23 protein-coding genes are annotated in these 24,346 nt (G+C 64.3%); 16 read left to right on the top strand and 7 right to left on the bottom strand.

Annotation, left to right across the window (positions count from 1 at the left end):
• Positions 1-44: 44 nt before the first annotated feature.
• The 6 genes from C0V82_RS17760 (at position 45) to C0V82_RS17785 (ending at position 7,472) form a co-directional block, all read left to right on the top strand.
• The gene (locus C0V82_RS17760) at positions 45-701 is read left to right on the top strand and encodes a hydrolase (protein WP_102113786.1); all 657 of its coding nucleotides are present in this window, start codon (positions 45-47) and stop codon (positions 699-701) included.
• Between the two features lie 75 nt (positions 702-776).
• Positions 777-1,025 carry a DUF1427 family protein gene (locus C0V82_RS17765; protein WP_102113787.1) on the top strand — a complete coding sequence of 83 codons (249 nt, stop codon included), beginning with the start codon at positions 777-779 and terminating at the stop codon, positions 1,023-1,025.
• Entirely contained in the window at positions 1,022-2,974 is a 1,953-nt protein-coding gene (locus C0V82_RS17770) for an amidohydrolase (RefSeq protein WP_188595125.1), read from the top strand. The genes C0V82_RS17765 and C0V82_RS17770 overlap by 4 nt, the downstream gene beginning before the upstream one ends.
• A 1-nt stretch (position 2,975) precedes the next feature.
• Entirely contained in the window at positions 2,976-3,395 is a 420-nt protein-coding gene (locus C0V82_RS17775; protein ID WP_102113788.1) for a DoxX family protein, read from the top strand.
• Positions 3,395-4,972, top strand: coding sequence for an MFS transporter (locus C0V82_RS17780; protein WP_102113789.1), 1,578 nt, complete (start codon positions 3,395-3,397; stop codon positions 4,970-4,972). Before C0V82_RS17775 ends, C0V82_RS17780 begins: the two co-directional genes overlap by 1 nt.
• Before the next feature lie 139 nt (positions 4,973-5,111).
• Positions 5,112-7,472, top strand: coding sequence for a heavy metal translocating P-type ATPase (locus tag C0V82_RS17785; RefSeq protein ID WP_102113790.1), 2,361 nt, complete (start codon positions 5,112-5,114; stop codon positions 7,470-7,472).
• Here C0V82_RS17785 and C0V82_RS17790 read toward each other — a convergent pair.
• Complete coding sequence (locus C0V82_RS17790; RefSeq protein WP_199772582.1) at positions 7,469-8,380, bottom strand: aldo/keto reductase; 912 nt, start codon at positions 8,378-8,380, stop codon at positions 7,469-7,471. The genes C0V82_RS17785 and C0V82_RS17790 overlap by 4 nt on opposite strands.
• 105 nt (positions 8,381-8,485) lie before the next feature.
• Between C0V82_RS17790 and C0V82_RS17795 the strand changes: the two genes are divergently transcribed.
• Positions 8,486-9,403 carry an acyl-CoA thioesterase gene (locus C0V82_RS17795; protein ID WP_199772583.1) on the top strand — a complete coding sequence of 306 codons (918 nt, stop codon included), beginning with the start codon at positions 8,486-8,488 and terminating at the stop codon, positions 9,401-9,403.
• Between the two features lie 12 nt (positions 9,404-9,415).
• Positions 9,416-9,847 (top strand): acyl-CoA thioesterase, encoded by a 432-nt coding sequence (locus C0V82_RS17800; RefSeq protein WP_102113791.1) that lies wholly within the window; start codon positions 9,416-9,418, stop codon positions 9,845-9,847.
• Between the two features lie 40 nt (positions 9,848-9,887).
• Here C0V82_RS17800 and pseG read toward each other — a convergent pair whose 3' ends face one another.
• Positions 9,888-10,916, bottom strand: coding sequence for a UDP-2,4-diacetamido-2,4,6-trideoxy-beta-L-altropyranose hydrolase (gene pseG, locus C0V82_RS17805; protein WP_102113792.1), 1,029 nt, complete (start codon positions 10,914-10,916; stop codon positions 9,888-9,890).
• Positions 10,917-11,123: 207 nt separating this feature from the next.
• Here pseG and C0V82_RS17810 point away from each other — a divergent pair, with 207 nt between their 5' ends.
• From C0V82_RS17810 to C0V82_RS17825, 5 genes are all read left to right on the top strand, one after another.
• Complete coding sequence (locus C0V82_RS17810) at positions 11,124-12,203, top strand: 3-oxoacyl-ACP synthase III family protein (RefSeq protein ID WP_102113793.1); 1,080 nt, start codon at positions 11,124-11,126, stop codon at positions 12,201-12,203.
• Between the two features lie 148 nt (positions 12,204-12,351).
• The gene (locus tag C0V82_RS17815; protein WP_102113794.1) at positions 12,352-13,497 is read left to right on the top strand and encodes a PepSY-associated TM helix domain-containing protein; all 1,146 of its coding nucleotides are present in this window, start codon (positions 12,352-12,354) and stop codon (positions 13,495-13,497) included.
• Complete coding sequence (locus C0V82_RS27290) at positions 13,494-13,670, top strand: hypothetical protein (protein ID WP_188595126.1); 177 nt, start codon at positions 13,494-13,496, stop codon at positions 13,668-13,670. The genes C0V82_RS17815 and C0V82_RS27290 overlap by 4 nt, the downstream gene beginning before the upstream one ends.
• A gap of 89 nt (positions 13,671-13,759) precedes the next feature.
• Positions 13,760-15,898 (top strand): TonB-dependent receptor, encoded by a 2,139-nt coding sequence (locus tag C0V82_RS17820; RefSeq protein WP_102113795.1) that lies wholly within the window; start codon positions 13,760-13,762, stop codon positions 15,896-15,898.
• A 59-nt stretch (positions 15,899-15,957) separates the two neighbouring features.
• The gene (locus C0V82_RS17825) at positions 15,958-16,845 is read left to right on the top strand and encodes a heme-dependent oxidative N-demethylase family protein (protein WP_158660023.1); all 888 of its coding nucleotides are present in this window, start codon (positions 15,958-15,960) and stop codon (positions 16,843-16,845) included.
• Here C0V82_RS17825 and C0V82_RS17830 read toward each other — a convergent pair.
• Positions 16,842-17,084, bottom strand: coding sequence for an Lrp/AsnC ligand binding domain-containing protein (locus tag C0V82_RS17830; RefSeq protein ID WP_054166328.1), 243 nt, complete (start codon positions 17,082-17,084; stop codon positions 16,842-16,844). The genes C0V82_RS17825 and C0V82_RS17830 overlap by 4 nt on opposite strands.
• A 3-nt stretch (positions 17,085-17,087) precedes the next feature.
• Positions 17,088-18,782, bottom strand: coding sequence for a DEAD/DEAH box helicase (locus tag C0V82_RS17835; protein WP_102113797.1), 1,695 nt, complete (start codon positions 18,780-18,782; stop codon positions 17,088-17,090).
• 174 nt (positions 18,783-18,956) lie between these two features.
• Between C0V82_RS17835 and C0V82_RS17840 the strand changes: the two genes are divergently transcribed.
• From C0V82_RS17840 to recQ, 3 genes are all read left to right on the top strand, one after another.
• Positions 18,957-19,673, top strand: a complete 717-nt coding sequence (locus tag C0V82_RS17840; RefSeq protein WP_102113798.1) for an alpha/beta fold hydrolase — start codon at positions 18,957-18,959, stop codon at positions 19,671-19,673.
• 67 nt (positions 19,674-19,740) lie between these two features.
• On the top strand, positions 19,741-19,872 hold the full coding sequence (locus tag C0V82_RS27815) for a hypothetical protein (protein WP_281262375.1): 132 nt from the start codon (positions 19,741-19,743) through the stop codon (positions 19,870-19,872).
• A gap of 102 nt (positions 19,873-19,974) precedes the next feature.
• The gene (recQ, locus tag C0V82_RS17845) at positions 19,975-21,843 is read left to right on the top strand and encodes a DNA helicase RecQ (protein WP_102113799.1); all 1,869 of its coding nucleotides are present in this window, start codon (positions 19,975-19,977) and stop codon (positions 21,841-21,843) included.
• Positions 21,844-21,863: 20 nt separating this feature from the next.
• On the opposite strand, the gene C0V82_RS17850 is transcribed toward recQ, so the two are convergent.
• The 3 genes from C0V82_RS17850 to C0V82_RS17860 all read right to left on the bottom strand — a co-directional run bounded on the left by C0V82_RS17850 (position 21,864) and on the right by C0V82_RS17860 (position 24,303).
• Complete coding sequence (locus tag C0V82_RS17850; protein ID WP_054166332.1) at positions 21,864-22,505, bottom strand: GntR family transcriptional regulator; 642 nt, start codon at positions 22,503-22,505, stop codon at positions 21,864-21,866.
• A gap of 89 nt (positions 22,506-22,594) precedes the next feature.
• Positions 22,595-23,470: a proline iminopeptidase-family hydrolase gene (locus C0V82_RS17855; RefSeq protein WP_102113800.1), complete on the bottom strand. Its 876-nt coding sequence runs from the start codon at positions 23,468-23,470 to the stop codon at positions 22,595-22,597.
• A 5-nt stretch (positions 23,471-23,475) separates the two neighbouring features.
• Entirely contained in the window at positions 23,476-24,303 is an 828-nt protein-coding gene (locus C0V82_RS17860) for a carbon-nitrogen hydrolase family protein (protein WP_102114379.1), read from the bottom strand.
• Positions 24,304-24,346: the final 43 nt, after the last annotated feature.

Below are 24,346 nucleotides of genomic sequence, written 5' to 3' on the forward strand. Positions count from 1 at the left end.
TGAGCGCAAGACCCGCCCCGTGCCCTGGCAGAAGGAACGACCCCATGTCCATCGTCGCGACCCCGACCCCCGGCCCGCTGCTGCTGTCGCCCGCTGATCACACTCTGATCATGATCGACTTCCAGTCGCAGATGGCCTTTGCCACCAAGTCCATCGACGCGGTTCAGCTGCGCAATAACGCCGCCCTGGTGGCTCATGCCGCAAAGGGCTTTGGTGTTTCCACCATCCTGACGACGGTGGCGGAGAAGAGCTTCTCCGGCCCCATGTTCAATGAGATCACCGACGCCTTTCCGGGCGAGAAGCTGCTGGACCGGACCTCCATGAACACCTGGGAGGATGCCGGCGTGATCGAGGTTGTGAACAAGATCGGCAAAGATCGCCTTGTGTTCTGCGGTCTGTGGACCTCGGTCTGCATCGTCGGCCCCACCCTGTCGGCCCTGGCCCAGGGCTATGAGGTGTATGTGATCGCCGATGCCTGCGGCGATGTGTCGGACGAGGCGCATGAACGCGCCATGGAACGCATGATTCAGGCCGGCGTGCGCCCCATGACCTCGCTTCAGTATATGCTGGAGCTGCAGCGCGACTGGGCACGCGGTGAGACCTACGAGCTGACCACCGGTATCGCCAAGAAGTTCGGCGGTGCCTATGGCCTGGGCATCATTTACGCCAAGACCATGTTCGGGGCGTCCGAAGGGCACTGATAGTTCCCTCAGGTGCCGGGCGGCGGCGGTGATCGCCGCCCCTTTTATCCCGCCCGAAATATGGGGAGCCAATCCATGAAGCCCTATCTCCTGTCGCTGGGGGCTGGCCTGCTGGTCGGCGTCATCTACAGCCTGCTGAATGTGCGCTCCCCGGCGCCGCCGACCATTGCGCTGATCGGGCTTCTGGGCATTCTGTTGGGGGAGCAGATCGTGCCGCTGGCCAAGCGTCTTTACGCAGGCGAGGCGGTGACGGCCTATCTGCGTGAGGATTGTGCCCAGCATGTGATGGGCCGCCTGCCAGGCGACCAGGACCGGAAAGCATGACCGGGCCGACACGCCGCACCACCATGGCCGGGGCTGCGTCCCTGCTGATGACACCTTTTCTGGCCGACCCGGGGAAAGCCGCCATGCCAACCAAAGACCTGATCCTGACCAACGCCAAGGTCACCACCCTGGACCGCGCCAATCCGCAGGCCCAGGCCGTCGCCATCCGCGACGGACGTATCCTGGCCGTCGGCACAGAGGCTGAGGTGCGGGCAGCATCCGGCCCTGACGTCAGCATCATCGACGCTAAGGGCCGCCGCGTCATCCCCGGCCTGATCGATAGCCATATGCACATCATCCGGGGCGGCCTGAACTATAATATGGAGCTGCGTTGGGACGGGGTGCCGACCCTGGCCGACGCCATGGCCATGCTGAAGAAACAGGCGGAGGTGACCCCGCCGCCGCAATGGGTGCGCATCGTCGGCGGCTTCACCGAACATCAGTTCGTGGAGAAGCGCCTGCCGACCCTGGATGAGATCAACCAGGCGGCCCCCGACACGCCGGTTTTCATCCTGCATCTCTATGACCGTGCCCTGCTGAACCGAGCGGCCCTGCGTGCCGTCGGTTATACGCGCGATACGCCCAACCCGCCGGGTGGTGAGATCCAGCGCGATCAGAATGGGGAGCCGACGGGCCTGCTGCTGGCCAAGCCCAACGCCACCATCCTGTACGCGACGCTGGCCAAGGGGCCCAAACTGCCGCCCGAGTATCAGTTGAATTCCACCCGGCATTTCATGCGGGAGATGAACCGGCTGGGGGTCACCGGCGTTATCGATGCCGGCGGGGGGTTCCAGAATTATCCCGACGATTATGCCATAATCGAGAAATTGCATGGCGATGGCGAGTTGACCCTGCGCATCTCCTACAATCTGTTCACACAGAAGCCGAAGCAGGAACTGGCGGATTTTTCCGGCTGGGCCAAACAGGTGACACCGGGGCAGGGGGACGATACCTACCGTCATAATGGCGCCGGCGAGATGCTGGTCTATTCCGCCGCAGATTTTGAGGATTTCCGGGTGGAGCGGCCAGAGATGCCGCCCAATATGGAAAGCGACCTGGAACCCGTGGTCCGCCTGCTGGTGGAGAACCGCTGGCCCTGGCGCCTGCACGCCACTTACAACGAGACCATCACCCGCGCGCTGGACGTGTTTGAACGGGTGAACCGGGACGTGCCCTTCAACGGGCTGCACTGGTTCTTCGACCATGCGGAAACCATCGACCAGCGCAATATCGACCGCATCGCAGCCCTGGGCGGCGGCATCGCGGTACAGCACCGTATGGCCTATCAGGGCGAATACTTCGTCGACCGCTATGGCGCCAAGGCCGCCGAGGCGACGCCGCCCATCGCGAAGATGATGGCGGCGGGCATTCCCGTTGGGGCCGGCACTGATGCGACACGGGTCGCCAGCTATAATCCCTGGGTCTCCCTATCCTGGCTGGTCAGCGGCAAGACGGTGGGCGGCACCAGCCTGTATCCGCCCGCCAACAGACTGGACCGTGAAACAGCCCTACGCCTGTGGACAGAGGCCAATACCTGGTTTTCCAACGAACAGGGCAAGAAGGGGCTGGTAAAGGCGGGGCAACTGGCTGACCTGATCGTCCTGTCCGACGATTATTTCAGCGTGCCGGAAAGCGATATCCCACGCATTACCTCCGTCCTGACCCTGCTGGGCGGCAAGGTTGTGCATGGATCGGGCGATTACGCCCCCCTGGCCCCCGACCTGCCCAAGCCCATGCCCGACTGGTCGCCCGTGCGCACCTTCGGCGGCTACTGGCAGCCGGCGCGGGACAAGGATGGCAAGCTCTTGAAGATGGGCTCCCTCTGCGGCTGTGCCTCCTCCTGCGCAGTCCACGGCCATGACCACGCAGCTTCCTATGCCAGCCCGGCCCCGGCAGCGGACGAGGCCGGGTTCTGGGGCGCGTTCGGTTGCGGCTGCTGGGCTGTTTGAGATGCGCGACGCACTCGTCCCCATAGCCGCACTGCTGGAAAGCCCCGCGCTCAACTTGGGCGCCCGTATTCTGCTTACCTTGCCCTTCTGGACCAGCGGCATCGCCAAGCTGCTGGACCTGGATGGCGCTCTGGCAGAGGCGGCGCATTTTGGGCTGGAACCGGCCTGGGTGACGGTGGTCGCCACGCTGATCGTCCAGCTGGGCGGGTCGGCGGCGCTGATCACGGGACGGTTTGCCTGGTTGGGGGCGGGGGCGCTTGGCGTGTTCACGGCGCTGGCCACCCTGATTGCGCATCCGTTCTGGACTGCGGCCGATCCGATGCTGCGGTTTCATGAGCGCAATACCTTCCTGGAACATGTCGGGTTGATTGGCGGTTTGGTGCTGGCCGCCATCCTGACCCATCGCAAAGGCCGATCCTGATGGCAGATACCAACAGCCCAGCCCAAAGCCCCTTGCGGTTGCCTCTGTTCCGGGCGCTGTGGATTGCCACCATCGTGTCTAATGTCGGCACCTGGATGCATGATGCCGGGGCCGGCTGGTTGATGACCAGCCTGTCTGACGCTCCCATCATGGTGGCGCTGGTTCAGGCGGCGACCACCCTGCCCATGTTCCTGTTTGCCCTGCCGGGTGGGGCGCTGGCCGATATTGTCGACCGCCGCCGGCTGCTGATCCTGGCGCAGCTCTGGGCGCTGATCTGCGCCGGGCTGCTGGCCCTGGCCACCTTTCAGGGGCTTACAGGGCCGGGCCTTCTGCTGGGCCTAACCTTCGCGCTGGCCACCGGGGCGGCCCTTTCGGCTCCGGCCTTTCAGGCCATCGTGCCGGAACTGGTGCCCAAATCGGCCCTGCCGGAAGCGATCTCTCTGAACAGTCTGGGTATCAATATCTCCCGCGCCATCGGCCCTGCGCTTGGCGGCTTCATCATCGCGGCGGCGGGGCCGGCGGCGGTGTTCGCGTTGAATGCCCTGTCGGTGCTGGGTGTCTGGATCGTGTTGATCGCCTGGAAGCGGGAGGCCAAGCATGCCACCCTGCCGGCCGAGCATTTCACCGGCGCTCTGCGAGCTGGCGCCCGCTATGTTCGCCATTCCCCGGCCCTGCGCACGGTCTTGATCCGGTCGGTCGGTTTCTTCGTGTTTGCCAGCGCCCTCTGGGCGTTTGTGCCCATCATCGCACGCCGCGAACTGGGCCTGGGGGCTGCCGAATATGGCGCGTTGCTGGGCAGCATGGGGGCGGGTGCCATTGTCGGGGCCGTGTTTCTGCCCCACGTGCGCAAGGTGTTGTCGGCCAATGGCCTGACCGTGGCCGCCACCCTGCTTTTCGCCGCCGTCAGCACGGCCCTGGCCTTCGCCCATAACTTCGCGCAGGCCGCCTCCTGCATGTCCCTGGCCGGCATGGCCTGGATCACCATGCTGTCCAGCTTCAATGTCGCCGCACAGACAGCGGCCCCCAGCTGGGTGAAGGCCCGCGCGCTGGCCATAAACCTGCTGGTCTTCCAGGGTTCTATGGCGGCCGGCAGTGCCGGTTGGGGCTTTGCCGCCGGGCATCTGGGCATTCCCAACACCCTGCTGATTGCCGCATCCGGTATGGTGCTAGCCCTCGGGCTGGCCCTGCGCTGGCAGATCAAGGGCGACATGGCGGGCAATATTGCGCCGTCATCCCACTGGCCTTCCCCTATCGTGGCGGTGGACAGTCCCACCGACCGGGGGCCAGTGATGATCACCGTGGAGTACCTGATCGACCCCACCCGCAAGGCCGATTTCACCCGCGCCATGCGCACCCTGCGTCGCATCCGTCACCGCGACGGCGCCATCAGCTGGGCGCTATATGAGGATGCCGCCGAGCCGGGCCGCATGGTCGAGAGCTTTGTCCTGGAAAGCTGGCTCGAACATCTGCGCCAACATGAACGTGTCACCCATGCTGACCGGGAGGATCAGGAGGCTGTGCGTGGCTTCCACCTCGGCACCGAACCACCGCTGGTCCGGCATCTCATCGCCCCATGAAGAATCCCTCTTGACCTTCCCATTGTGGGAAGGTTCAGAACCCTGAGACATTGCCGGAAGGGCAGGGATTGCGGCTGGTCAATGACTGCTGCTTTCCATCATGCTTGCCTGATCCGGCCTGCTCTGGTTCGGGGGTGTCATGTCTGCAATTCTGTCCCTGCCTGTAAAGGGCATGAACTGTGTTTCCTGTGTTGGTCGCGTGGAGAAAGCGGTCGGCAAGCTGTCCGGCGTGGCCGGTGTCAGCATCAATCTGGCCAGTGGGCGCGTGATGGTGACCCCAACCGCTGACGCAGACGCTAAAATGCCGGCAGCCGTTGTCGCTGCCATCAGTGCTGCCGGCTATACTCCGCTGATAGAACCGTTGCGCCTGAAGCTGACAGGAATGCGCTGTGCGGGCTGTGTTGGGAGGGTGGAGAAGGCCCTGCGCGCCGTACCCGGTGTCATCGACGTAAAAATCTCCCAGGCCACCGGTACGGCCTTGATCGATGCCGCAGAGGTGGCGGAGGCGGACTTGATCGCTGCCGTTACCATGGCGGGCTACGGGGCAGTACCGGCGGTTGCAGAAGACGCTGTACCGCTGTCCGGTGGAAGGCGGGAGCCGGTACTGGGGGAGGGCACGCGGGCAGCACTGGCCCTGCTACTGGCTGTCCCACTGCTGCTGCCCATGCTGGGCGGACCGATACTGCCAGTCTGGGCGCAAGTTATGCTGGGTTCGCTGGTTCAGTTCGGCCTCGGCTGGCCCTTCTATGCCGGTGCGTGGAACGCCGCGCGGCATGGGGCGGCCAATATGGATGTACTGGTGGTGCTGGGCACGCTGGCCGGGTGGGGCCTGTCGGGCTGGATGGCGCTGAATGCCCATGAAGGGCATGTGCCGCACCTGTATTATGAGGCGTCGGCCACCATTATCGCCATGCTGTTGCTGGGCCGCTGGCTGGAAGTGCGGGCCAAGCGCAAGACGGGGGCCGCCATTGAGGCGCTGATGGCCCTGCGTCCGCAGGTCGCCCGGGTGCGCCGCGACGGGGCGGAGATGACGCTGCCCATCACCGAGCTGCGTCGTGGTGACGTGGCGCTGGTCCGGGCCGGCGAACAGGTGCCGGTTGATGGCACCATCCTGGAGGGCGCCACCCATCTGGATGAAAGCATGATTACCGGCGAAAGCCTGCCCGTCGCCAAGGGGATTGGCGCGGCGGTGACGGGCGGGTCGATGAACCTGGACGGGTTCATTGCGGTGACGGTGGGGGCGCTGGGGGCCGACAGCACGCTGGCCCGCATCATCCGCATGGTGGAGGAGGCGGGGGCGGCCAAAGCCCCAATCCAGCGGATTGTGGACAAGGTCAGTGCCATTTTCGTGCCCCTCATCCTGGTACTGGCGCTGCTGACCCTTCTGGGTTGGCTGCTGGCGGGGGCCGGGGTGGAGGCGGCGATGATTAATGCCGTGTCCGTGCTGGTCATCGCCTGTCCCTGTGCACTGGGTCTGGCGACGCCGACGGCCCTGATGGTGGGCACGGGGGCTGCCGCACGGGCCGGTATCCTGATCCGCGATGCGGAGGCGCTGGAACGGGCCCGGGATATCGGCGTCGTGGCCTTTGACAAGACCGGTACCCTTACCGAAGGCCGGCCCGCAATCGTGGCGGTGCAGCCGGTGGCGAGTATGGACAAGGGCACGGTCCTGCGCCTTGCCGCCGCCCTTCAGGCCGGCAGCAGCCACCCCCTGGCCCAGGCCGTACGTGATGCCATGCCGGATGTGGGGGCAGCGGAGGACATCCGTACCCTACCGGGCCTGGGCGTGGAGGGGGTGCTGGACGGGCGTGCCCTGCTGCTGGGCAATGGTCGTCTGATGGCGGAGCGTGGGGTAGAGATCGCGGCGCTGGACACTGTTGCACGGGGACTGACCACACGGGGGCACAGCTTGTCCTGGCTGGCTGTCGATGGACAGGTGCTGGGCCTGATCGCCTTTGGTGACAAGGTCAAGCAGACAGCGCCGGCAGCCATTGCCCGGCTGAAGGCGCTGGGCGTGCGCACCATCATGCTGACCGGCGACAATGCCGGGGCAGGGGGCGCGACGGCGGCGGCGCTGGGCTTGGATGAGGTGCTTGCCGAATTGCTACCGCAGGACAAGGGGCAGGCTCTGGCCCGGTTGAAGGCAGGTGGTCGGGTTGTGGCCATGGTCGGCGATGGCATCAATGACGCCCCCGCCCTGGCCGCCGCCGATGTCGGCATCGCCATGGGCACCGGCACCGATGTGGCCATGCGGGCGGCGGGCATCACCCTGATGCGGGGCGACCCAGCCCTGGTGGCCGATGCCATCGCGGTGTCCCGCCGGACCGTCACGAAGATCCGGCAGAACCTGTTCTGGGCCTTCATCTACAATCTGGTGGGTGTGCCGCTGGCCATGGCGGGTCTTCTGAACCCGATGCTGGCGGGGGCCGCCATGGCGGCGTCCAGCGTCTGTGTCGTCGGCAATGCCCTGTTGCTGCGCGGATGGCGGGCGGGCCGTTAGGGCAAGGGTTTACCCATGGCGGCCACCAGCACCGCGTACCATTCGGCCCCCGTCATCTCCACCTTGAAGGCGTCGGTGGCCTCCCGGATGCGGTCCGGGGTCTGGCTGCCGATCAGGGGGATGGGGCGGGACGGATGGGCCATGCCCCAGGCATAGGCGACGGCGGCGCGCGTCGCCCCCTGACGGGCGGCAATCGCGTCCAAGGCGACGGCCACCGCTTGCGTGCGGGCGTCATCGGCTGCACCGAGCAGGCGTCCACCGCCAAGGGGCGACCATGACAGCACGGCCAGATTGCGTTCCAGCGCCTGATCCAGCACCCCGTCGAACAGCGGATCGGTATGCAGGGGGGAGAATTCCGGCTGGATGGAGATCAGGGGGAAGGGCATGTGGGCGGCCAGGGCCGCGAACTGCGTCGGGGTATAGTTCGACACGCCTGCCGCCCTAATTTTGCCCTGCTGGCGCAGTGTGTCCAATGCTGCGGCCAGTTCGGCGGGATGGGCCAGGAGGTCGGGGCGATGGATCTGATACAGGTCAATGCTTTCCACCCCCAGCCGGCGCAGCGATGCCTCGCAGGTTTCGATCAGGCGGGACCCGCGCGACCAATAAGGGATGGGAGGCAGGATACCCCCCTTCGTGGCCAGCACGATCCGGTCGCGCAGGCCCGGATTGGCGGCCAGCACCCGCCCGAACAAAGCCTCCGCCGCGCCGAAACCATGCTCATGGCCGAAACCGTAGATGTCGGCGGTGTCGAACAAGGTGATCCCGGCCTCCAGTGCGGCCATGGAACGCGCCGTGGCGGCGGCGACATCGTCATCATGGTACCGCCACATGCCCCAGCCCAGCGCGGAGATGGCGGGTGTCCCGTCGATCAGCGGGCGGGGCGAAGCGTCGATGGTCAGGCGGTCCATGATAGTCCTAGGCTGCAATGTCGATGGCCGGACTTTCTACAAGCAAATCACCCATGCCGCCACCGGACTTGCCAGCCAAGCCCCGCGACCGGGATAGTAATACGTATGTTTGAACATGGGGTAACCGCGATGGAAGCGGCAGAGACGGGTCCCGGCCCGGAAGAGATGGTAGAGCGGCTGGTCCGCCTGCTGACGGTCAGCGAACTGGGCCCGGACCTTTACCAGGGGTCACGCCAGATCGGCGGCAAGGGCCGCGTGTTCGGCGGGCAGGTGGTGGCCCAAGCCCTGGCCGCGGCCATCCGTACCGTTGAGGGGGGGCGCATTGCCCATTCTCTGCATGCCTATTTCATGCGCGGGGGGGATGAGAATTTCCCCATCGACCTGCGTGTCCACCGCGATTTCGATGGACGCAGCTTTGCCACCCGCCGGGTGGAGGCGATCCAGGGTGGCGAACCGATCCTGACCCTGACCGCCTCATTCCACCGGCCGGAAGAGGGGTTAGCCCACACCGATTACCGCATGCCGGCCGTTCCCCGGCCTGAGGATCTGCCGCCCGAGGCGGAGATCGTGAAAAGCTTCATCGACAAGCTGCCGGCACCGGCCCAAGCTTTTTTGCGCCGTCGCCGGGCCGTGGAACTGCGCCATGTGAACCGCGTGGACCCGACGGATGGGCAGCCGCACGACCCGGTGCAGCATGTCTGGTTCCGTGTGGTGGCCCCGCTGCCGGACGATGCCGACCTGCACCGGGTGGCGCTGGCCTATGTTTCCGACATGGTGTTGCTGGGCTCCTCACTGCTGCCGCACGGGCTGAACTGGTTGGCGGGGACTGCCAAGGGGGCCAGCCTGGACCATGCCGTCTGGCTGCATGAGCGGGATTTCCGGGCCGATGATTGGCTGCTCTACACTACGCACAGCCCCTGGTCTGGTGGCGGACGCGGTCTGAACCAGGGCCGCATCTATGACCGGACAGGCCGCCTGATCGCCAGCACGGCGCAGGAAGGCGTGATCCGCAAGATGAGTTGAGAAGGAGAGCCCATGTCCCGTCCGATCGCCCCGACCCGCGCCGATTTCCGGCATTTCCGCCGGCTGGACACGCGCTGGATGGACAATGACGTCTATGGTCACGTCAACAACGTCACTTACTATTCCTATTTCGACACGGCGGTGAACGCCTATCTGATCGAAAAGGGTGTCCTGGACATCCATGGCGGCGGCACCATCGGGCTGGTGGTGGAAACGGGGTGCCGGTACTTCGCGTCGGTGGCCTTTCCCGACACGTTGGAGGCCGGCATCAAGGTCGCCCATCTGGGCAACAGCTCTGTCCGGTACGAGGTTGGTATCTTCCGCGAAGGGGCCGACAGTGCCGCCGCCGCCGGGCATTTCATCCATGTCTATGTCGATCGCGACAGCCGCCGACCTGTCACCCTGCCTGCGGATCTACGGGGGGTGTTAGAGGGGTTGGTTTAAACCATAGGTCAGGTCGGGGGCGTCAAGCCCTCGCCCTGACCTACGTCAGCAGGTTCCGCAGCGCCGCCGACACCCGCTCCGCCCCGCGCCCGTCGATGCCACCGGCAGAGATGCGGTGGGACAGGGTGGTACGGGTGCACAGGTCGGACCAGAGCGATAGGGTCCTTTCCACAATCGAGTCAGCCGCCATCCGGTGCCCCCGCGCATCGACAACAGCGGCCCAGCCCTTGGCCCGCGCATCATCGGCGGCGGGGGCCTGATTGTCGGCAACCACCACCAGCAAGGTGGGCACGGCCAGGGTCGCCAGTTCCCCGACTGTGCCGCCGCCCGCCGTGACCGCCAGCCCGGCACCCGCCATCAACTCCCCCATTCGCCGGCTGTCCACATGCAGTCGCACCTGATCTGGAAACCGGGCGCAGGCGGCGCGGATACAGTCCAGAGCGGGGTTGCTGCCACCCGCCACCACGTCCAGATGCATGCCGGCGGGCAGTGCAGGGGCCAGTCGCTTCACCACCGGCACCGTCAGGCCCGCCGGATCAGAGCCGCCGAAAGTCAGCAGGATGCTGTCGCGGTCGGCCAGGGGCAGCCGTGGCCCCAACGCCGCCCGTGCAATCTCCTGACGCAGTAGCAGGTACGCATCCCCGAACAGCAGACCCGCGCCGGGTGCCAGCCGGTCATAGGGCAGGGTGTGGGCGAGCGGGGAGGGGTTCCAGACCAGATCCGCATGTAGGGGACGGTCGGCCAGATCATCCAGCGCCAGCACAGCCCGGAACCCAGGCCGCACGGCGGCCCGCCAATCGGTATCCAGCCAGTAGCTGTCAACGACTAGAGCGTCGGCCTTCAGCCGGTTAGAAAGTTCCAGCATTGCCGCCGGACCGTCGCCGGTCACGATGTAATGACCCCATCCATCCGCAGCCAGACGATCGGCCAGCGATGGTGTAATCTCCGCCGTGACGAAGGCCACATGGTCACCCTGGGCGCGCAATGCCTCCGCCAGGGCGAGGCAGCGCATGATATGGCCAGTACCCTTGGCCGGGCTGGCATCGGCGCGGATCAGGATCAGGGCCATGGGTGCCAGAACCCCCGTGCAACATGGTGCAACACAAATACGTACCCTGTTTCACGGGGCATAAATACTAGAAATAATTGAGATATTTGTAACATAGGGGGTGTGCATGGTGCAAGAGTGGCCCCAATGGGCCGTGCACCCGCTTGGATCGCCATACCGGTTTGTGGTCTATTGGATGGACGACATGAAGGTCAGGACAGTGAAGCCATGAAGGCCACCATCGAAGGGGTACGGATCGCCGGTGTGCGGGCCGTGGTGCCGCGTCAGCGCCATTCCTTTGTCGAGGAACCGGGCATCTTCACGCCGGAGGAGGCGCGCAAGCTGCATGCCGGCATCGGTGTCTATGAGCGCCGCGTTCTGCCCCGGCCCTATTGCGCGTCGGACATGTGCCGGGCGGCAGCGGAAGGGTTGCTGGAACAACTGGGCTGGGAACCGTCATCGGTCGATGTGCTGATTTTCGTCAGCCAGGATGTGGATTACGTGCTGCCGGTTACGGCGGCGGTCCTGCAACGACATCTGGGCCTGCCGACATCCGCGGCCTGCTTCGATGTCACCCTGGGCTGTTCGGGTTTTGTCTATGGCGTCTGGATGGCGGCACGGCTGCTGGCGGGTACGGCCAAGCGCGCGCTGGTCCTGTGTGGGGATAACTCCACCCGCTGGCTGCATCCGGAAGACAAGGCGACCCTGCCATTGTTCGGAGATGCGGGTTCGGCCACAGCACTGGAGATTGATCCGGGGGCATCCCCCATCCATGTCAGCCTGGGCACCGACGGCGGTGGGGCTAAGCATATTTTTGTGAAGGCCGGGGGTAAGCGCGATTGCCTTATCCCTACTGACCCGCCCCGGTCGGAGGCGGAGATGACGCGGCTTTACCGCGACGCCCGCCTGCATCTGAACGGGGCGGAGGTCTTCACCTTCACCCTGCGTGCGGTGCCGGGCCTGCTGAAAGAGGCAATGGCCGATGCGGGCGTGACGGTGGGCGATCTGGATTATGTCGTCCCGCATCAGGCCAACAAGATGATGTTGGATCATATCCGCAAGAAAATTGGCGCCGATCCCGTCAAATACATCATCGACATGGAGAAATACGGCAACACCAGCAGCGCGTCGGTGCCGTTGGCGCTCTGTTCGCGCCTGGGCGCGGAGTTGGCCGAGGGACGGAAGAAGCTGCTGCTGGCAGGGTTCGGCGTGGGTTGGTCCTGGGGCACGATCCTGACTGATATTGGCCCAATTCCGGCACCAACCGTGGTGGATCTACCGGAAGATTACCCGGTGATGGAGGTCTGACGGGGACGGCGCGCCGTCACCTTCTGGCCCAAATTCAGCACTAAATGGCCCGAACGCGTCGGCCCAATTTGCGTCAGCCGCTTGAACGGTCTGCCCGCGATGCCTATAAATGCGAATTAATCGCAATATCATGCTGGCGGTCTCATCAATGTCCTCCCGGACGATCCGTGCCTGGTTCTGGGTCCATAAATGGTCCAGCCTGATCTGTACGGCATTCCTGCTGATGCTGTGCCTTACCGGCCTGCCCCTGATCTTTCATGATGAGATCGAGGCGATGGGGGCGGATAAACAGACACTGACCGCCACGGATGCACCCAACCGTTCCCTGGATGAGATTATGGCCATCGCCCTGGCCGACCGTCCGGGCCATGCGGGCCTGTTCATGAGCTTTGACGAGGATCGGCCCGTTGTAAATGTCACGACGGCACCGCGCCCAGATTCGCCGGAAACGGAAATGACCCTGCGGTCATACGATTTGCGTACCGGCGAACTGGTCGGTGTGATCACCGATGACGGGGTGATGCATTTCCTGTTGCAGCTTCACACCGACATGTTCTTGGGCCTGCCCGGAATGCTGTTCCTGGGCTTCATGGGCGTGCTGTTCTTCGTGGCCACCGTATCGGGCGTCGTGCTGTATGCGCCGTTCATGCGCAAGCTGGCCTTCGGTACCGTGCGAGCCAGTCGGTCTACGCGCGTCAGGTGGCTGGATTATCACAATCTTCTGGGCATCGTGACCCTGGCCTGGGTCAGCGTGGTCGGCCTGACGGGCGTGATCAATACGCTGGCTACTCCCATTGTTCAGCTCTGGCAGCAGGGTGAACTGGCGGAATTGACGGGTGCCTATAGAGGATTGGCGCCGATCCCGCCTGGTCAGCTTGGTTCCCTGCATGATGCGGTGGCGACCGCACGGCAGGCCGCACCCGGCAACTGGGTGCAGTTCGTGGCCTTTCCGGGTGGTGCGTTCAGCACACAGCATCATTATGCCGTGTTCCTGCAGGGCGACACGCCCCTGACCCAGAAGCTGCTGACGCCGGCCCTTATCGATGCCCAGACCGGTGACTTGACGGCGATGCGCCCGTTGCCCTGGTACGTGCAGACGCTGTTGATGTCACAGCCGCTGCATTTCGGGGATTATGGCGGGCTGCCGCTGAAACTGCTTTGGGCCGTGCTGGACCTGTTCAGCATCATCATCCTGGGATCGGGTCTGTATCTGTGGCTGGCAAAGCGTGGCATGGCCTCGGAAGCGCGCCTGCGGGAGATCGAAGCATCCGTCGTCATGGGGGCGGCGGAATGAAACGACAGTCGCTCTGGGCCGTGTTTGCAGCTCCCATCGCCATCGCGCTGTTCAGCACCATCGGGCTTGTCGCCGCGCTGACGGGTGACGGCTGGCGCGATGCCTTGTCCTGGGCGGCGCTGGGTGTGCCCGTCCTTGCCGTGGCTTGGGCCACCAAGGTGCGGCGCTCGTGATTTCTCAGCTTCAAGAGCGCGACTGACTGTCGCTTGCATTTTCAATCTTGTCCTGAAGGGCGGCTGGGACCGCCGCATGGGGGTTTCGGATGCGTTTTCGTGCTTTGATCCTGGCGAGTGCTGCGGCGCTGGCACCGTTGCCGGCTCTGGCCCAGACGGCGGACAGCCTGTCGGAGATCGTGGTGACGGCCCAGCGGGGCAACCAGACACAGGTGATCCGGGGTGGTTCAGTCGGCGTTATGGGGGACAAGGCGGCGGAGGATGTGCCGTTCGCCATCAAATCCTATGGCTCCGCCCTGATCTTGAACCAGCAGCCGCAGACGTTGGGCCAAGTGCTGGAGAATGATCCCTCCATCCGCACCGGCTATGCGTTTGGCAATGCGGCCGAACTGTTCATCCTCCGCGGCTTCCCGCTTTATGGCGACGATATCGCGCTGGACGGGCTTTATGGTCTGACGCCGCGTCAGTTGATTGCGCCTGAACTATACGAACAGGTGCAGGTGCTGAACGGCGCCAGTGCCTTCCTGAACGGGGCTGCACCCGGCGGCTCGGGTATCGGCGGCAGCGTCAACCTGACGCCGAAGCGGGCCGGAACCAAGCCGCTGACCCGTGCCACCCTGAACTATGCAGGGGATGAGCATGTCGGCGGCAGCTTCGACATTGCCCGCCGTACCGGACCCGATGACAGCATCGGCATTCGCGTGAACGGTGCCGCCCGCCGAGGCGAGGTCGCGGTCGATGGGGAATTCCGCAGCGCCTATGTGCTGGGTGCCGGCATTGATTGGACGGGCGACCGCGCACGTCTGGGTTTGGATCTGGCCTATCAGCGCATGCATGTGCGGCAATTACGACCCAAGGTGACGGTATCCACCGCCATTCCCAAGGTGCCCGATGCCGATGCCAATTATGGTCAGCCGTGGACCTATTCCACCCTGCGCGACCTGTACGGCATGGTGAAGGGCGAATATGACCTGACCGATGATGTCACCGCCTATGCGGCATTCGGCGCGCGGGATGGGTCGGAACGCGGTCTTTATGGCGGCATCACCGTTACCGATGTGGTGACGGGGGCGGCCACGGGTGACGGCATGTTCGTGCCGCGCACCGACAATAATGAGGCGGGGCAAGCGGGTATCCGAGCCAAGTTCAAGACCGGCGCGATCAGCCATGAGGTGAATGCCGGCGCCTCCATGATCTGGCAGGTCAATCGCAACGCCTATGATTTCCTGCGGGGCTATGCCACCAACCTGTACAACACACCCGCAGCAACACAACCCACGACCTTGTTCGCTGGCGGTGACCTGGATGATCCGTTCCCGCTGAGCCGGTCGCAGTTGGGCAGCCTGTTCATCTCCGATACTGTTGGAGCCTTTGATGACCGTGCCTTGTTGACTGTTGGCTTGCGTCATCAGGCGATCCAGGTGAAGTCTTATTCCTATGCCGACGGGTCGCGGACGGGCGAGTATGACGAGAGCGCCAATACCCCCGTCATCGGTCTGGTGATCAAGCCCGTAGACGGCCTCTCCGTCTACATCAACCGCATCCAGGGTCTGGCCCAGGGGCCGAGCGCGCCTATCGACCCCAAGCTGGTTAATTCCGGCGAGGTGTTCGCACCGTACAAATCCACGCAGTATGAACTCGGCGGCAAGGTCGCCGTTGGTGGTGTTGGCCTGTCGCTGGCCCTCTATCAGACCAAGCAGCCCAGCGCCTTCACCCGGCCCGTGGACCCGGCCAATCCGGCGGGGCAGCAGATCTATGTGCTGGACGGCGAGCAGCGCAACCGGGGTGTGGAGTTCAGCCTGGATGGCGAACCGGTAGAGGGCCTGCGCGTGATCGGTGGCCTGTCCGTCGGCAAGGCGGAGTTGCGCCGGACCGGCGGTGGCGTGAATGAGGGCAACTGGGCGCCCGGTGTGCCGTCCTACACCCTGAACGGCAATATCGAATGGGATCTGCCCTTCCTGCCGGCGGCCACTCTGACGGGCCGTGTCGTGCGGACGGGGGAGCAGAAGGTGAACGCCGCCAACACCCTGGAAATCGGGTCCTGGACGCGGTTCGATATCGGCGCGCGCTATGTGTTTGAGATGAATGACAGGCCAGTCAGCCTGCGCTTCAACATCGATAACGTGGCCAACAAGCGCTACTGGGCATCAGCCTATGACAGTTTCAGCAGCACCCTTCTGCAGGGTGCGCCGCGCACCGTGAAACTGTCCACCACGGTCGATTTCTAAGGATGGTCAGGACTGGGATGGGGCATGATGCACCATCCCAGTCCGTGATGTGCCAATCGATGCCGATCCTGCCGCCCGAACCATTTCCCTGGCCTTTCGATGGCGATGTCTGGCGCATGGCCATGGGGTTACGGGCGCAGGAGATGGGAAGCTGGCTGATGCCTGATGCCGGCTGGCCGGAACAAATGGCCGAACGTGCACGCCTGATCCGCAACCGCAAATGGGATGTGATGGCCCTGATGCCGGAGGCGCGGGCTGCGTCGGCGGAGGTGATGGGCCTGCTGTTCGCCCATCTGACGGCGCAGTTTCCGGACTGGTTTTGCCGGGTGGGGCGGGGGGTGGAAAGCCGGGTGGATGGTGCCCGCCTGGACCCGGCGGATTTTGAGCATCCGCTGCATCTGCTGGCCCATCTGCTGCCCGATGATCTGTGCCTGATGACGCCGTCGCCGGGTGGATGGCGGCTGACGGGCGGGGTGGTCTGTTTCCCCTCGCACTGGATGCTGCCGCATAAGCTGGGCAAGCCGTTGCCGGGCATCCACCGGCCTGTCGCGCGCTATGACGCGATGCTGGCCACACCGGTTGACCGGTTCTTCGATACGCTGTCACCGGGTCGGGTGGTGTGGCGGGCCAATTGGACCTTGTCGGACGATCCCACCCTGTTCCAGCCGGGAACCAAGGCGCACGTGCCCCCCGATGCCGATATCGATGAGGGCAATGCGGGGGAGCGGCTGTGGCTACGGGTGGAGCGGCAGACGCTGACCAAGCTGCCCGACAGTGGTGCTGTCCTTTTCACCATCCGAACACACCAGCGCCCGCTATACGCCCTGACAGGGGCGGAGCGGCGACAGTTCGCATTGGTATTGCGGTCGGTGCCGGACGATGTGGCGGCGTACAAGGGGCTGCGGCGCACCGGCCCCCTGGCCGTCGGGTACTGCGAGAAGGCTTAGGTAAAGGCTTTGAAGGTGATGATGGTGAAAGTGTCCTTCACCCCATCCAGGGTCTGGATCTGGCCCGTCACGAAATGGCCGATATCCTCCCCATCCTCCAGGAAGCACTTCATCATCAGATCGTATTGGCCGGAGACGGAATGCACTTCCGAGACTTCTGCTACGCTCTGCACCGCGAGGTCGGCCACGTCATAGGCGCGGCCGAGATCGCATTTGACCATGATGAAGATCGTCTGCATGGCTCAGTCTTCCGAAGCTTCCGCCACGTCGACGACCGGTGCCTTGGGCGGACGGGCGGCGCGCAGGATGAAGGCGGGTACGTCATCGCCAAAGCCGACAACGGGCGGGCCACGGTCATCATCCTCGTCCCGGCGGGGACGGCGGTCGCGGCGGTCATCGCGGTCACGGCGGAATTCGTCGCGGCGATGCTCATCGCGGCGGAACTCACCCCGACCCTCGTTGCGGCCGTCGCCACGATTGTCCGCACGGGGTTCGCCCCGGTTGTCACCACGGCCCTCGCCGCGATTTTCACCGCGCGCTTCGCCCCGATTCTCGTACCGGTCGCGATTGCGCTCGCCGCGCGGCTCGCCACGGCTCTCGTGGCGGTCACCCCGGTTATCGGGACGTTCGCGCTTCTGCTGGTGTGCCTCGATGGCAGCTTCGGCGGCCTCAGGCTCCACATGGACATGGCGCTCGGGCTTGGGCCCGCGCTCTGCCCGTTCGCCCCGGTCGCGGCCACCGCGGCGGCCCTCTTCCTTCTTCGGGGCACCCCGGCCACGGCGGCGCGGATCGGCATCGAAGGACAGTTCGGCGGTTTCGATCCCCTCAATCGTGAAGCGGGGAATTTCCTTGCCGATCAGCTTTTCGATGGCATGCACCAGCTTGCCATCGTCCGGCGTGGCGATGGTGAAGGCGCGACCCGTCTTGCCCGCGCGACCCGTGCGGCCGATGCGGTGGACGTAATCTTCGGAATGGTGCGGCGTGTCGAAATTGAACACGTGGCTGACATTGGAAATGTCGATACCGCGCGCCGCCACGTCGGAACAGACCAGCAGGTCGATGCTGCCGGCCTTAAATGCCTCCAGAGTCTCGGTGCGCTTGGACTGCACCATGTCGCCATGCAGGGCGCCGGCATTGAAGCCGTGCTTGACCAGCGAGCCATGAACGACGGCAATGTCCTTCTTGCGATTGCAGAAGATGAAGGCGTTCTTCACATCGTCGGTGGCGATCAGGCGACGCAGCGCCTCGCGCTTGTCCTGTTCATCCACGACCAGCAGATGCTGGGCCACCGTGGTAGCCGTGCTGGCGGGCGCACTGACCGTCACCTCTTCCGGGGTGGTCAGGAACTTATCGGCCAGACGCTTGATCTCCGGCGGCATGGTGGCGCTGAAGAACAGGGTTTGACGCTTGCGCGGCAGCAGGCTGACGATACGCTCGATATCGGGGATGAACCCCATATCTAGCATGCGATCCGCCTCGTCGATCACCAGGACCTTGATGTCGGTCAGCAGGATGTTGCCACGATCAAACAGGTCCATCATGCGGCCCGGCGTGGCGATCAGCACGTCAACGCCGCGTTCCAGCTTCTTGATCTGGTCGCCAAAGCTTTCGCCACCGATCAGCAGCGCCATGTTCAGCTTGTGGTACTTGCCATACAGCTCGAAATTTTCTGCCACCTGGGCGGCCAGTTCGCGCGTTGGCTCCAGGATGAGGGACCGAGGCATGCGCGCCTTGGCGCGGCCACGGCCCAAAATCTCGATCATGGGAAGGGTAAAGGAAGCGGTCTTCCCCGTACCGGTCTGGGCGCAGCCCAGCACATCCCGGCCCTGCAGGACCCACGGGATGGCTTTTTCCTGGATCGGCGTCGGCGTGGTATAGCCAACTTCTTCAACAGCGCGAAGGACTTCGGACCCGAGTCCAAGTTCCGAGAACAGCATTAGGCCTTCATCATTCTGGAGGCGACGTCGAACAAAAACACCGTGACGTCGGCGGCGATAATGGATCGACCGCTGGCAACCCTGCGTCACCTGCATTTGAACAGCAGGAACACAATGCTTTACGGTCGCGCCTTCGATATCAATTTCGGCCTTTGAGAGCAAGGATTTCGGGCGATGACACCCCCCACACCGCACGCAAGGCAGCCCCTCCTTCTGTTGCCGGGCCTGTTGTGCGACGAAGCTTTGTGGGCGCACCAGATAAACAACCTGTCCGATATCGCGGATTGTACCGTCGCCGACCTCACAAAGGCAGACTCGATGGAGGCGCTGGCCGAGGCGGTTCTGGCGCAGGCGCCGGAACGGTTTGCGCTGGCTGGCCTTTCCATGGGCGGCTATGTCGCGTTCGAGATATTGCGCCGCGCGCCGCAACGGGTGACGCGCCTGTGTCTGGTCGATACGTCCGCCCGCCCCGATACCGTGGAACAGCGGCAGCGGCGGGCGGCCATGCTTAAACTGGCCAGGATCGGCAAGTTTCGGGGCATGTCGCCGCGCCTTCTGTCCACACAGGTGCATCCTGACCATGTAGCCGTGCCGGAAATCGGCGGCGTCGTTCTGGCTATGACGGAGAGAGTGGGCCGTGATGCCTTCTGCCGGCAGCAGGCGGCCATTCTGTCGCGGCCCGACAGCCGGCCCGGCCTTGCGGCCATCGCGGTCCCCACCCTGGTCATTGTCGGTGCCGATGATGCGCAGACGCCGCCCGACCGGTCGCAGGAGATTGCGGCGGCGGTGCCGGGCGCCAGCCTCTATGTGGTCCCCTGCTGCGGCCATCTGGCCCCGCTGGAGCAGCCGGAGTTGGTGACGGGGTTGATGCGGGAATGGCTGCTGGCATGATGGCCCGGTTGCGTCGGTCGTGCGGCGCCGTTAGTGTGCCGCCGGAATTCGGTTTGGAGGATTTGACATGAGCTTCGTCGGTATCGGCCTGTTCTTCGCCGCCAGCGTTCTGGCCGTGATCTGTATCAGCGCCATCAAGGCCCCGGAAGGTGACGGTGGGCACGGTCATGGCCATCATGGCGGCCACGGCCACCACTGAGATCGTCAAAGCCCTGGACCGCATGCGGCGGGTGCCGTAAACCTGTCGGCGGCCACTTTATCTGGTGGTCCCGAACAGATATAACCCCCAAGCCGTAGCGCCATGCCCGACGCCCTTGCCGAGACTTTCGCCCTGTCGCCGCTGGAGGCGGCCCAGGATGCGTTGCGCAAGGTCTGGGGCTATCCGGCCTTTCGCGGCATGCAGGCCGACATTGTCGAGCATGTCGTGGCTGGGGGGGATGCCCTTGTCCTGATGCCGACGGGCGGGGGCAAATCGCTCTGCTATCAGATCCCGGCCCTGGTGCGGCCCGGTGTCGGGATTGTCGTTTCGCCCCTTATCGCCCTGATGCGCGATCAGGTGGATGCGTTGCGACAGTTGGGCGTGCGCGCCGCCTACCTGAACTCCACGCTGGACTGGCGGGAAGCACAGGAGGTGGAGCGGGCGTGTGAGCGAGGTGATCTGGACCTGCTGTATGTCGCGCCCGAACGGCTGGTGACACCGCGCTTCCTAGAACTGCTGGACCGGTCGCGCATCGCACTGTTCGCCCTGGACGAGGCGCATTGCGTCAGCCAGTGGGGCCATGATTTCCGCCCGGAATATCTCCAGCTCTCCATACTGCACGAGAAATTCCCGGATGTGCCGCGCGTGGCCCTGACGGCGACGGCGGACGCACAGACGCGTACCGACATCGCGGCCCGCCTGGGCCTGACCGACGCCCGGCTGTTCCTGGCCAGCTTCGACCGGCCCAACATCACCTATCGTATCCTGCCCAAGGACCAGGAACGCCGGCAGCTGCTGGATTTCCTACGCCGCCGGCCAGAGGATGCGGGCGTGGTCTATTGCCTTTCCAGAGGCAAAGTGGACGCCATCGCACAATATCTGGCCGAACAGGGGGTGGACGCGCTCCCCTATCATGCCGGTTTGGACCCCGCCACGCGGCAGGCCAATCAGGACCGGTTCATCAAGGGCGAGGGCGTGGTGATGGTCGCCACCGTCGCGTTTGGCATGGGTATCGACAAGCCGAATGTACGCTTCGTGGTCCATATGGACCCCCCGCGATCCCTTGAGGCCTATTACCAGGAGACGGGTCGCGCCGGGCGCGACGGTCTTCCGGCGGAAGCTCTGATGCTCTACGGCTTTGCCGACGTTGTGCAGATGCAGATGATGGTGGAATCATCTGACAGCCCGCCCGCTTTCAAGCGCACGGAGCGGCAGAAGCTGGAGGCGCTGCTGGGCTTCTGCGAGACCGCGCGCTGCCGGCGGCAAACGCTGCTGACCTATTTCGATGAGGAATATCCCAAGCCCTGCGGCAAGTGCGACACCTGTTTCCAGCCCGTCGAAACCTATGACGGGACGGTGGTGGCGCAGAAGGCGCTGTCAGCCGTATACCGCACCGGGCAGCGGTTCGGGGTGGGCCATCTGGTCGATGTGCTGCGTGGGGTTGCCACCGACAAGGTGACAGAAAAGGGCCATGACAAGCTGAAGACCTTTGGCTGCGGCACGGAACTGGGCAAGCAGGAATGGCATAGCGTTTTCCGCCAACTGGTGGCCAACGGCCTGCTTTGTGCCGATCCGGAGGGGCATGGCGGCCTGATCCTGACGGAGACGGCGACTGCCGTCCTGAAAAGCCAGGAAGTCGTGCGTCTGCGCCGTGATCCGGCGGCGGAGGCCAAGGGGAAGGGCAAGGCTTCCTGGTCGGGCGGTAGCAGTTCGTCGAAGCCGAAGACATCCACCGCCGACCTGTCACCCGCCGACGATACGCTTTGGCACGCATTGAAGGCGCTGCGCCTGGAACTGGCGCGGGAGCAGGGGGTTCCACCCTATGTCATCTTCCATGACGCAACATTGATGGAAATGGTGCGGGAGAAGCCGACCGACCTGGACGAGTTGGGCACCCTGCAGGGCGTAGGTTCGCGCAAGCTAGAGCGTTATGGCGAATATTTCCTGGATGTGATCCTGACGCATTCATAAAGGTGCGGTAACGCCCAGTATCACTCCTCCCGCCAGCGATTGAGGTGACGTTCGATCGCATGGACCAGACCGTCTGCATCGCGGGCACGTATCATGGCCACCATGTCACCATGGTCACGGTTGGAGCGTTGGATGGCGGAATTGGCGCGCCAGCCGCGGACACCCGGCAGGCCGCGATGGCGCAGGGCCTTGATCTCTTCCATCATCACGCGGTTTCCACATATGGCATAAAGCCGGTCGTGGAACTTCGCATTGAGGGCGCGCAGCAGCGGCAGATCGGCATCTTCCATATTGGCGTCGAATTCCGCGACGATCTGGTCCAGTTCGGCCACATCATCATCGGTTGCTCGTTCCACCACGCGCCGGGCCGCCGCCACCTCCAGCACGGTGCGCGCCTCAATCAATTCTTCACGGTCCTGCTGCGACAGGCTTGCCACGCGGTATCCACGATTGGGGACATGTTCCAGAAGCTGACGTGTCTTAAGGTCAAGAAGGGCCATTCTGACATCGAAACGATGTGCATCATAATTCGTTTCGATGTCGGTTTGTTTTAGCCATTCCCCAGGCCGAAACACCCCACCCAGCAGGTCCGCTTCCAGCCGGCTGACAAGGCTGGCGGCCTCGGCTTCTTTGTCCCTGGAGGTTTCCTTGGTCGTTGCCATGGTTGCGGTAGCCAATTTGTTATCTGATTTCTGCTCAACATATTAGCAGACCGCCAAACCAAACGCCAAGGGCCGGTTGTCCCGCATCCTTACGTCTCAACCGATGCCAGAAAACCTTCCAGTTCCGCGAAATAGGCGTCCGGCTCCTCATAAAAGGGCATGTGGGAGCTGTTTTCGAAGATACGGATGCGGCTGTCCGGCAGGGCCATATGCATGCGCAGCGAACAGGCGGGGGTCAGTTCGTCATGCTTGCCGGCCAGGACAAGGCAGGGAACCTTGATGCCCCCCATGGCGGGCACGCGGTTCCAGTCCTTCATATTGCCGGTATAGGTGAATTCATTGGGTCCCTGCATGGTGACATAAGGGCCCATGTTCCAGTCGGCCAGCGACGCGGTCAGCGGCTCCGGCCAGGTGCGCAGCCGGCAGACATGGCGATGGTTCAGCAGGGTGACGGCCGCCTGATATTCTGGGTGGTCGAGGGTGCCCGCCGCCTCATGCGTCACCATCATCGTTACCGTTTCTGACCCCAGCGCCAGACGCAGGCGGTTCAGTTCGCCCACCAGATGCGGGATGTCGCAAGCGCCGTCGGCGATGATGTAGGACCGCACTGCCTCGGGATATGTCAGGCAGTATTCGGTCCCCAGCCAGGTGCCCCAGGAATGGCCCAGGAAATCCACCGGCCCCAGGTCGAGCGCGCGGCGGACCTGTTCGGCTTCATCGACATAGCGTTCAAGGGTCCAGAGACCGGGATCGGAGGGCCGGTCGCTGGCGCCACACCCTAACTGGTCCCAGCCCACGATGCGATAGCCCTTCTCCGCCAGCCGCAGGTGCGGTTCACGCAAGTAGCGGTTGGGCAGGCCAGGGCCGCCATTGGCCAGGAACAGGGTGCGCGCCCCCTCGCCATGGACATAGGCCACAACCTCGTGGCCTTCGCGCAGGGTGATGCGGCGGGTGATGGTCTGCATGGGTTTCAGGCTCCGACCCGGAACGGGTTGTTGGTGACGGGCGACGGGATGGCGGCACGGAAGGCGGCAACCTGATCCAGGTCCAGGCTGGCCGACAGCACGCCGGGTTCATCGCCCAGCCGGCCCAGAACCCGGCCCCAGGGATCGATGATCAGGCTTTGTCCGTGTGACCGGCGGCCGGGATAATTGTCCCCGCACTGCGCCGGGGCCAGCACAAAACAGCCGGTTTCGATGGCACGAGCGCGCAACAGCACCTCCCAATGCAAGGGCCCGGTCATGGAACTGAAGGCGGCGGGAACGGTGAGTATCTGTGCGCCTGTCTGTGCCAGCGCGCGGTGCAGGTGCGGGAACCGCACATCATAACAGATGGCCATGCCGATGCGGGCGCCATCCGGCCCGTCGGCCACCACGGCCCGGTCGCCGGGGCGGTAGAAATCGCTTTCGCGGAAGCGGGACCCATCGGGCAGGTCGACATCGAACAGATGGATCTTGTCATAGCGGGCATTGATGGCCCCATCCGGCCCGATCAAGGCCGACCGGTTCGCCATGCGCCCATCCGCCAGCTTCACCGAGACCGATCCGGCCAACAGCCAGACCGACAGTTCCTGCGCCAGATGCGAAAGCAGGGTCAGGGCCGGATGTTCCACTTCTGGCAGGGCGTAATCGCTGAGCGCTGAGAAGGACGGGTTCAGATAATCGAACGCCTCCGGCAGACAGATTAGCTTTGCCCCTCCCGCTGCCGCCTGACGGATCAGCGGTGTGACGGCGGCCAGATTACGCTGTGGATCAGAGGTCGCCGTGCTTTGCACGCAGGCGACGGACAGGGAGGGCATCGCAGGCTCCATCATGGCGGAAATCTATACAGCCAAAATTGGC

Origin of the sequence: Niveispirillum cyanobacteriorum, from assembly GCF_002868735.1 — a bacterium.
GTDB classification, from domain to species: Bacteria; Pseudomonadota; Alphaproteobacteria; order Azospirillales; family Azospirillaceae; genus Niveispirillum; species Niveispirillum cyanobacteriorum.

What these genes read in the sequence shown, in the direction of transcription:
- C0V82_RS17760 (WP_102113786.1), top strand. Translation starts at nt 45, where the DNA reads ATGTCCATCGTCGCGACCCCGACCCCCGGCCCGCTGCTGCTGTCGCCC.
- C0V82_RS17765 (WP_102113787.1), top strand. Translation starts at nt 777, where the DNA reads ATGAAGCCCTATCTCCTGTCGCTGGGGGCTGGCCTGCTGGTCGGCGTC.
- C0V82_RS17770 (WP_188595125.1), top strand. Translation starts at nt 1,022, where the DNA reads ATGACCGGGCCGACACGCCGCACCACCATGGCCGGGGCTGCGTCCCTG.
- C0V82_RS17775 (WP_102113788.1), top strand. Translation starts at nt 2,976, where the DNA reads ATGCGCGACGCACTCGTCCCCATAGCCGCACTGCTGGAAAGCCCCGCG.
- C0V82_RS17780 (WP_102113789.1), top strand. Translation starts at nt 3,395, where the DNA reads ATGGCAGATACCAACAGCCCAGCCCAAAGCCCCTTGCGGTTGCCTCTG.
- C0V82_RS17785 (WP_102113790.1), top strand. Translation starts at nt 5,112, where the DNA reads ATGTCTGCAATTCTGTCCCTGCCTGTAAAGGGCATGAACTGTGTTTCC.
- C0V82_RS17790 (WP_199772582.1), bottom strand. Translation starts at nt 8,380, where the DNA reads ATGGACCGCCTGACCATCGACGCTTCGCCCCGCCCGCTGATCGACGGG.
- C0V82_RS17795 (WP_199772583.1), top strand. Translation starts at nt 8,486, where the DNA reads ATGTTTGAACATGGGGTAACCGCGATGGAAGCGGCAGAGACGGGTCCC.
- C0V82_RS17800 (WP_102113791.1), top strand. Translation starts at nt 9,416, where the DNA reads ATGTCCCGTCCGATCGCCCCGACCCGCGCCGATTTCCGGCATTTCCGC.
- pseG (WP_102113792.1), bottom strand. Translation starts at nt 10,916, where the DNA reads ATGGCCCTGATCCTGATCCGCGCCGATGCCAGCCCGGCCAAGGGTACT.
- C0V82_RS17810 (WP_102113793.1), top strand. Translation starts at nt 11,124, where the DNA reads ATGAAGGCCACCATCGAAGGGGTACGGATCGCCGGTGTGCGGGCCGTG.
- C0V82_RS17815 (WP_102113794.1), top strand. Translation starts at nt 12,352, where the DNA reads ATGTCCTCCCGGACGATCCGTGCCTGGTTCTGGGTCCATAAATGGTCC.
- C0V82_RS27290 (WP_188595126.1), top strand. Translation starts at nt 13,494, where the DNA reads ATGAAACGACAGTCGCTCTGGGCCGTGTTTGCAGCTCCCATCGCCATC.
- C0V82_RS17820 (WP_102113795.1), top strand. Translation starts at nt 13,760, where the DNA reads ATGCGTTTTCGTGCTTTGATCCTGGCGAGTGCTGCGGCGCTGGCACCG.
- C0V82_RS17825 (WP_158660023.1), top strand. Translation starts at nt 15,958, where the DNA reads ATGCCGATCCTGCCGCCCGAACCATTTCCCTGGCCTTTCGATGGCGAT.
- C0V82_RS17830 (WP_054166328.1), bottom strand. Translation starts at nt 17,084, where the DNA reads ATGCAGACGATCTTCATCATGGTCAAATGCGATCTCGGCCGCGCCTAT.
- C0V82_RS17835 (WP_102113797.1), bottom strand. Translation starts at nt 18,782, where the DNA reads ATGCTGTTCTCGGAACTTGGACTCGGGTCCGAAGTCCTTCGCGCTGTT.
- C0V82_RS17840 (WP_102113798.1), top strand. Translation starts at nt 18,957, where the DNA reads ATGACACCCCCCACACCGCACGCAAGGCAGCCCCTCCTTCTGTTGCCG.
- C0V82_RS27815 (WP_281262375.1), top strand. Translation starts at nt 19,741, where the DNA reads ATGAGCTTCGTCGGTATCGGCCTGTTCTTCGCCGCCAGCGTTCTGGCC.
- recQ (WP_102113799.1), top strand. Translation starts at nt 19,975, where the DNA reads ATGCCCGACGCCCTTGCCGAGACTTTCGCCCTGTCGCCGCTGGAGGCG.
- C0V82_RS17850 (WP_054166332.1), bottom strand. Translation starts at nt 22,505, where the DNA reads ATGGCAACGACCAAGGAAACCTCCAGGGACAAAGAAGCCGAGGCCGCC.
- C0V82_RS17855 (WP_102113800.1), bottom strand. Translation starts at nt 23,470, where the DNA reads ATGCAGACCATCACCCGCCGCATCACCCTGCGCGAAGGCCACGAGGTT.
- C0V82_RS17860 (WP_102114379.1), bottom strand. Translation starts at nt 24,303, where the DNA reads ATGCCCTCCCTGTCCGTCGCCTGCGTGCAAAGCACGGCGACCTCTGAT.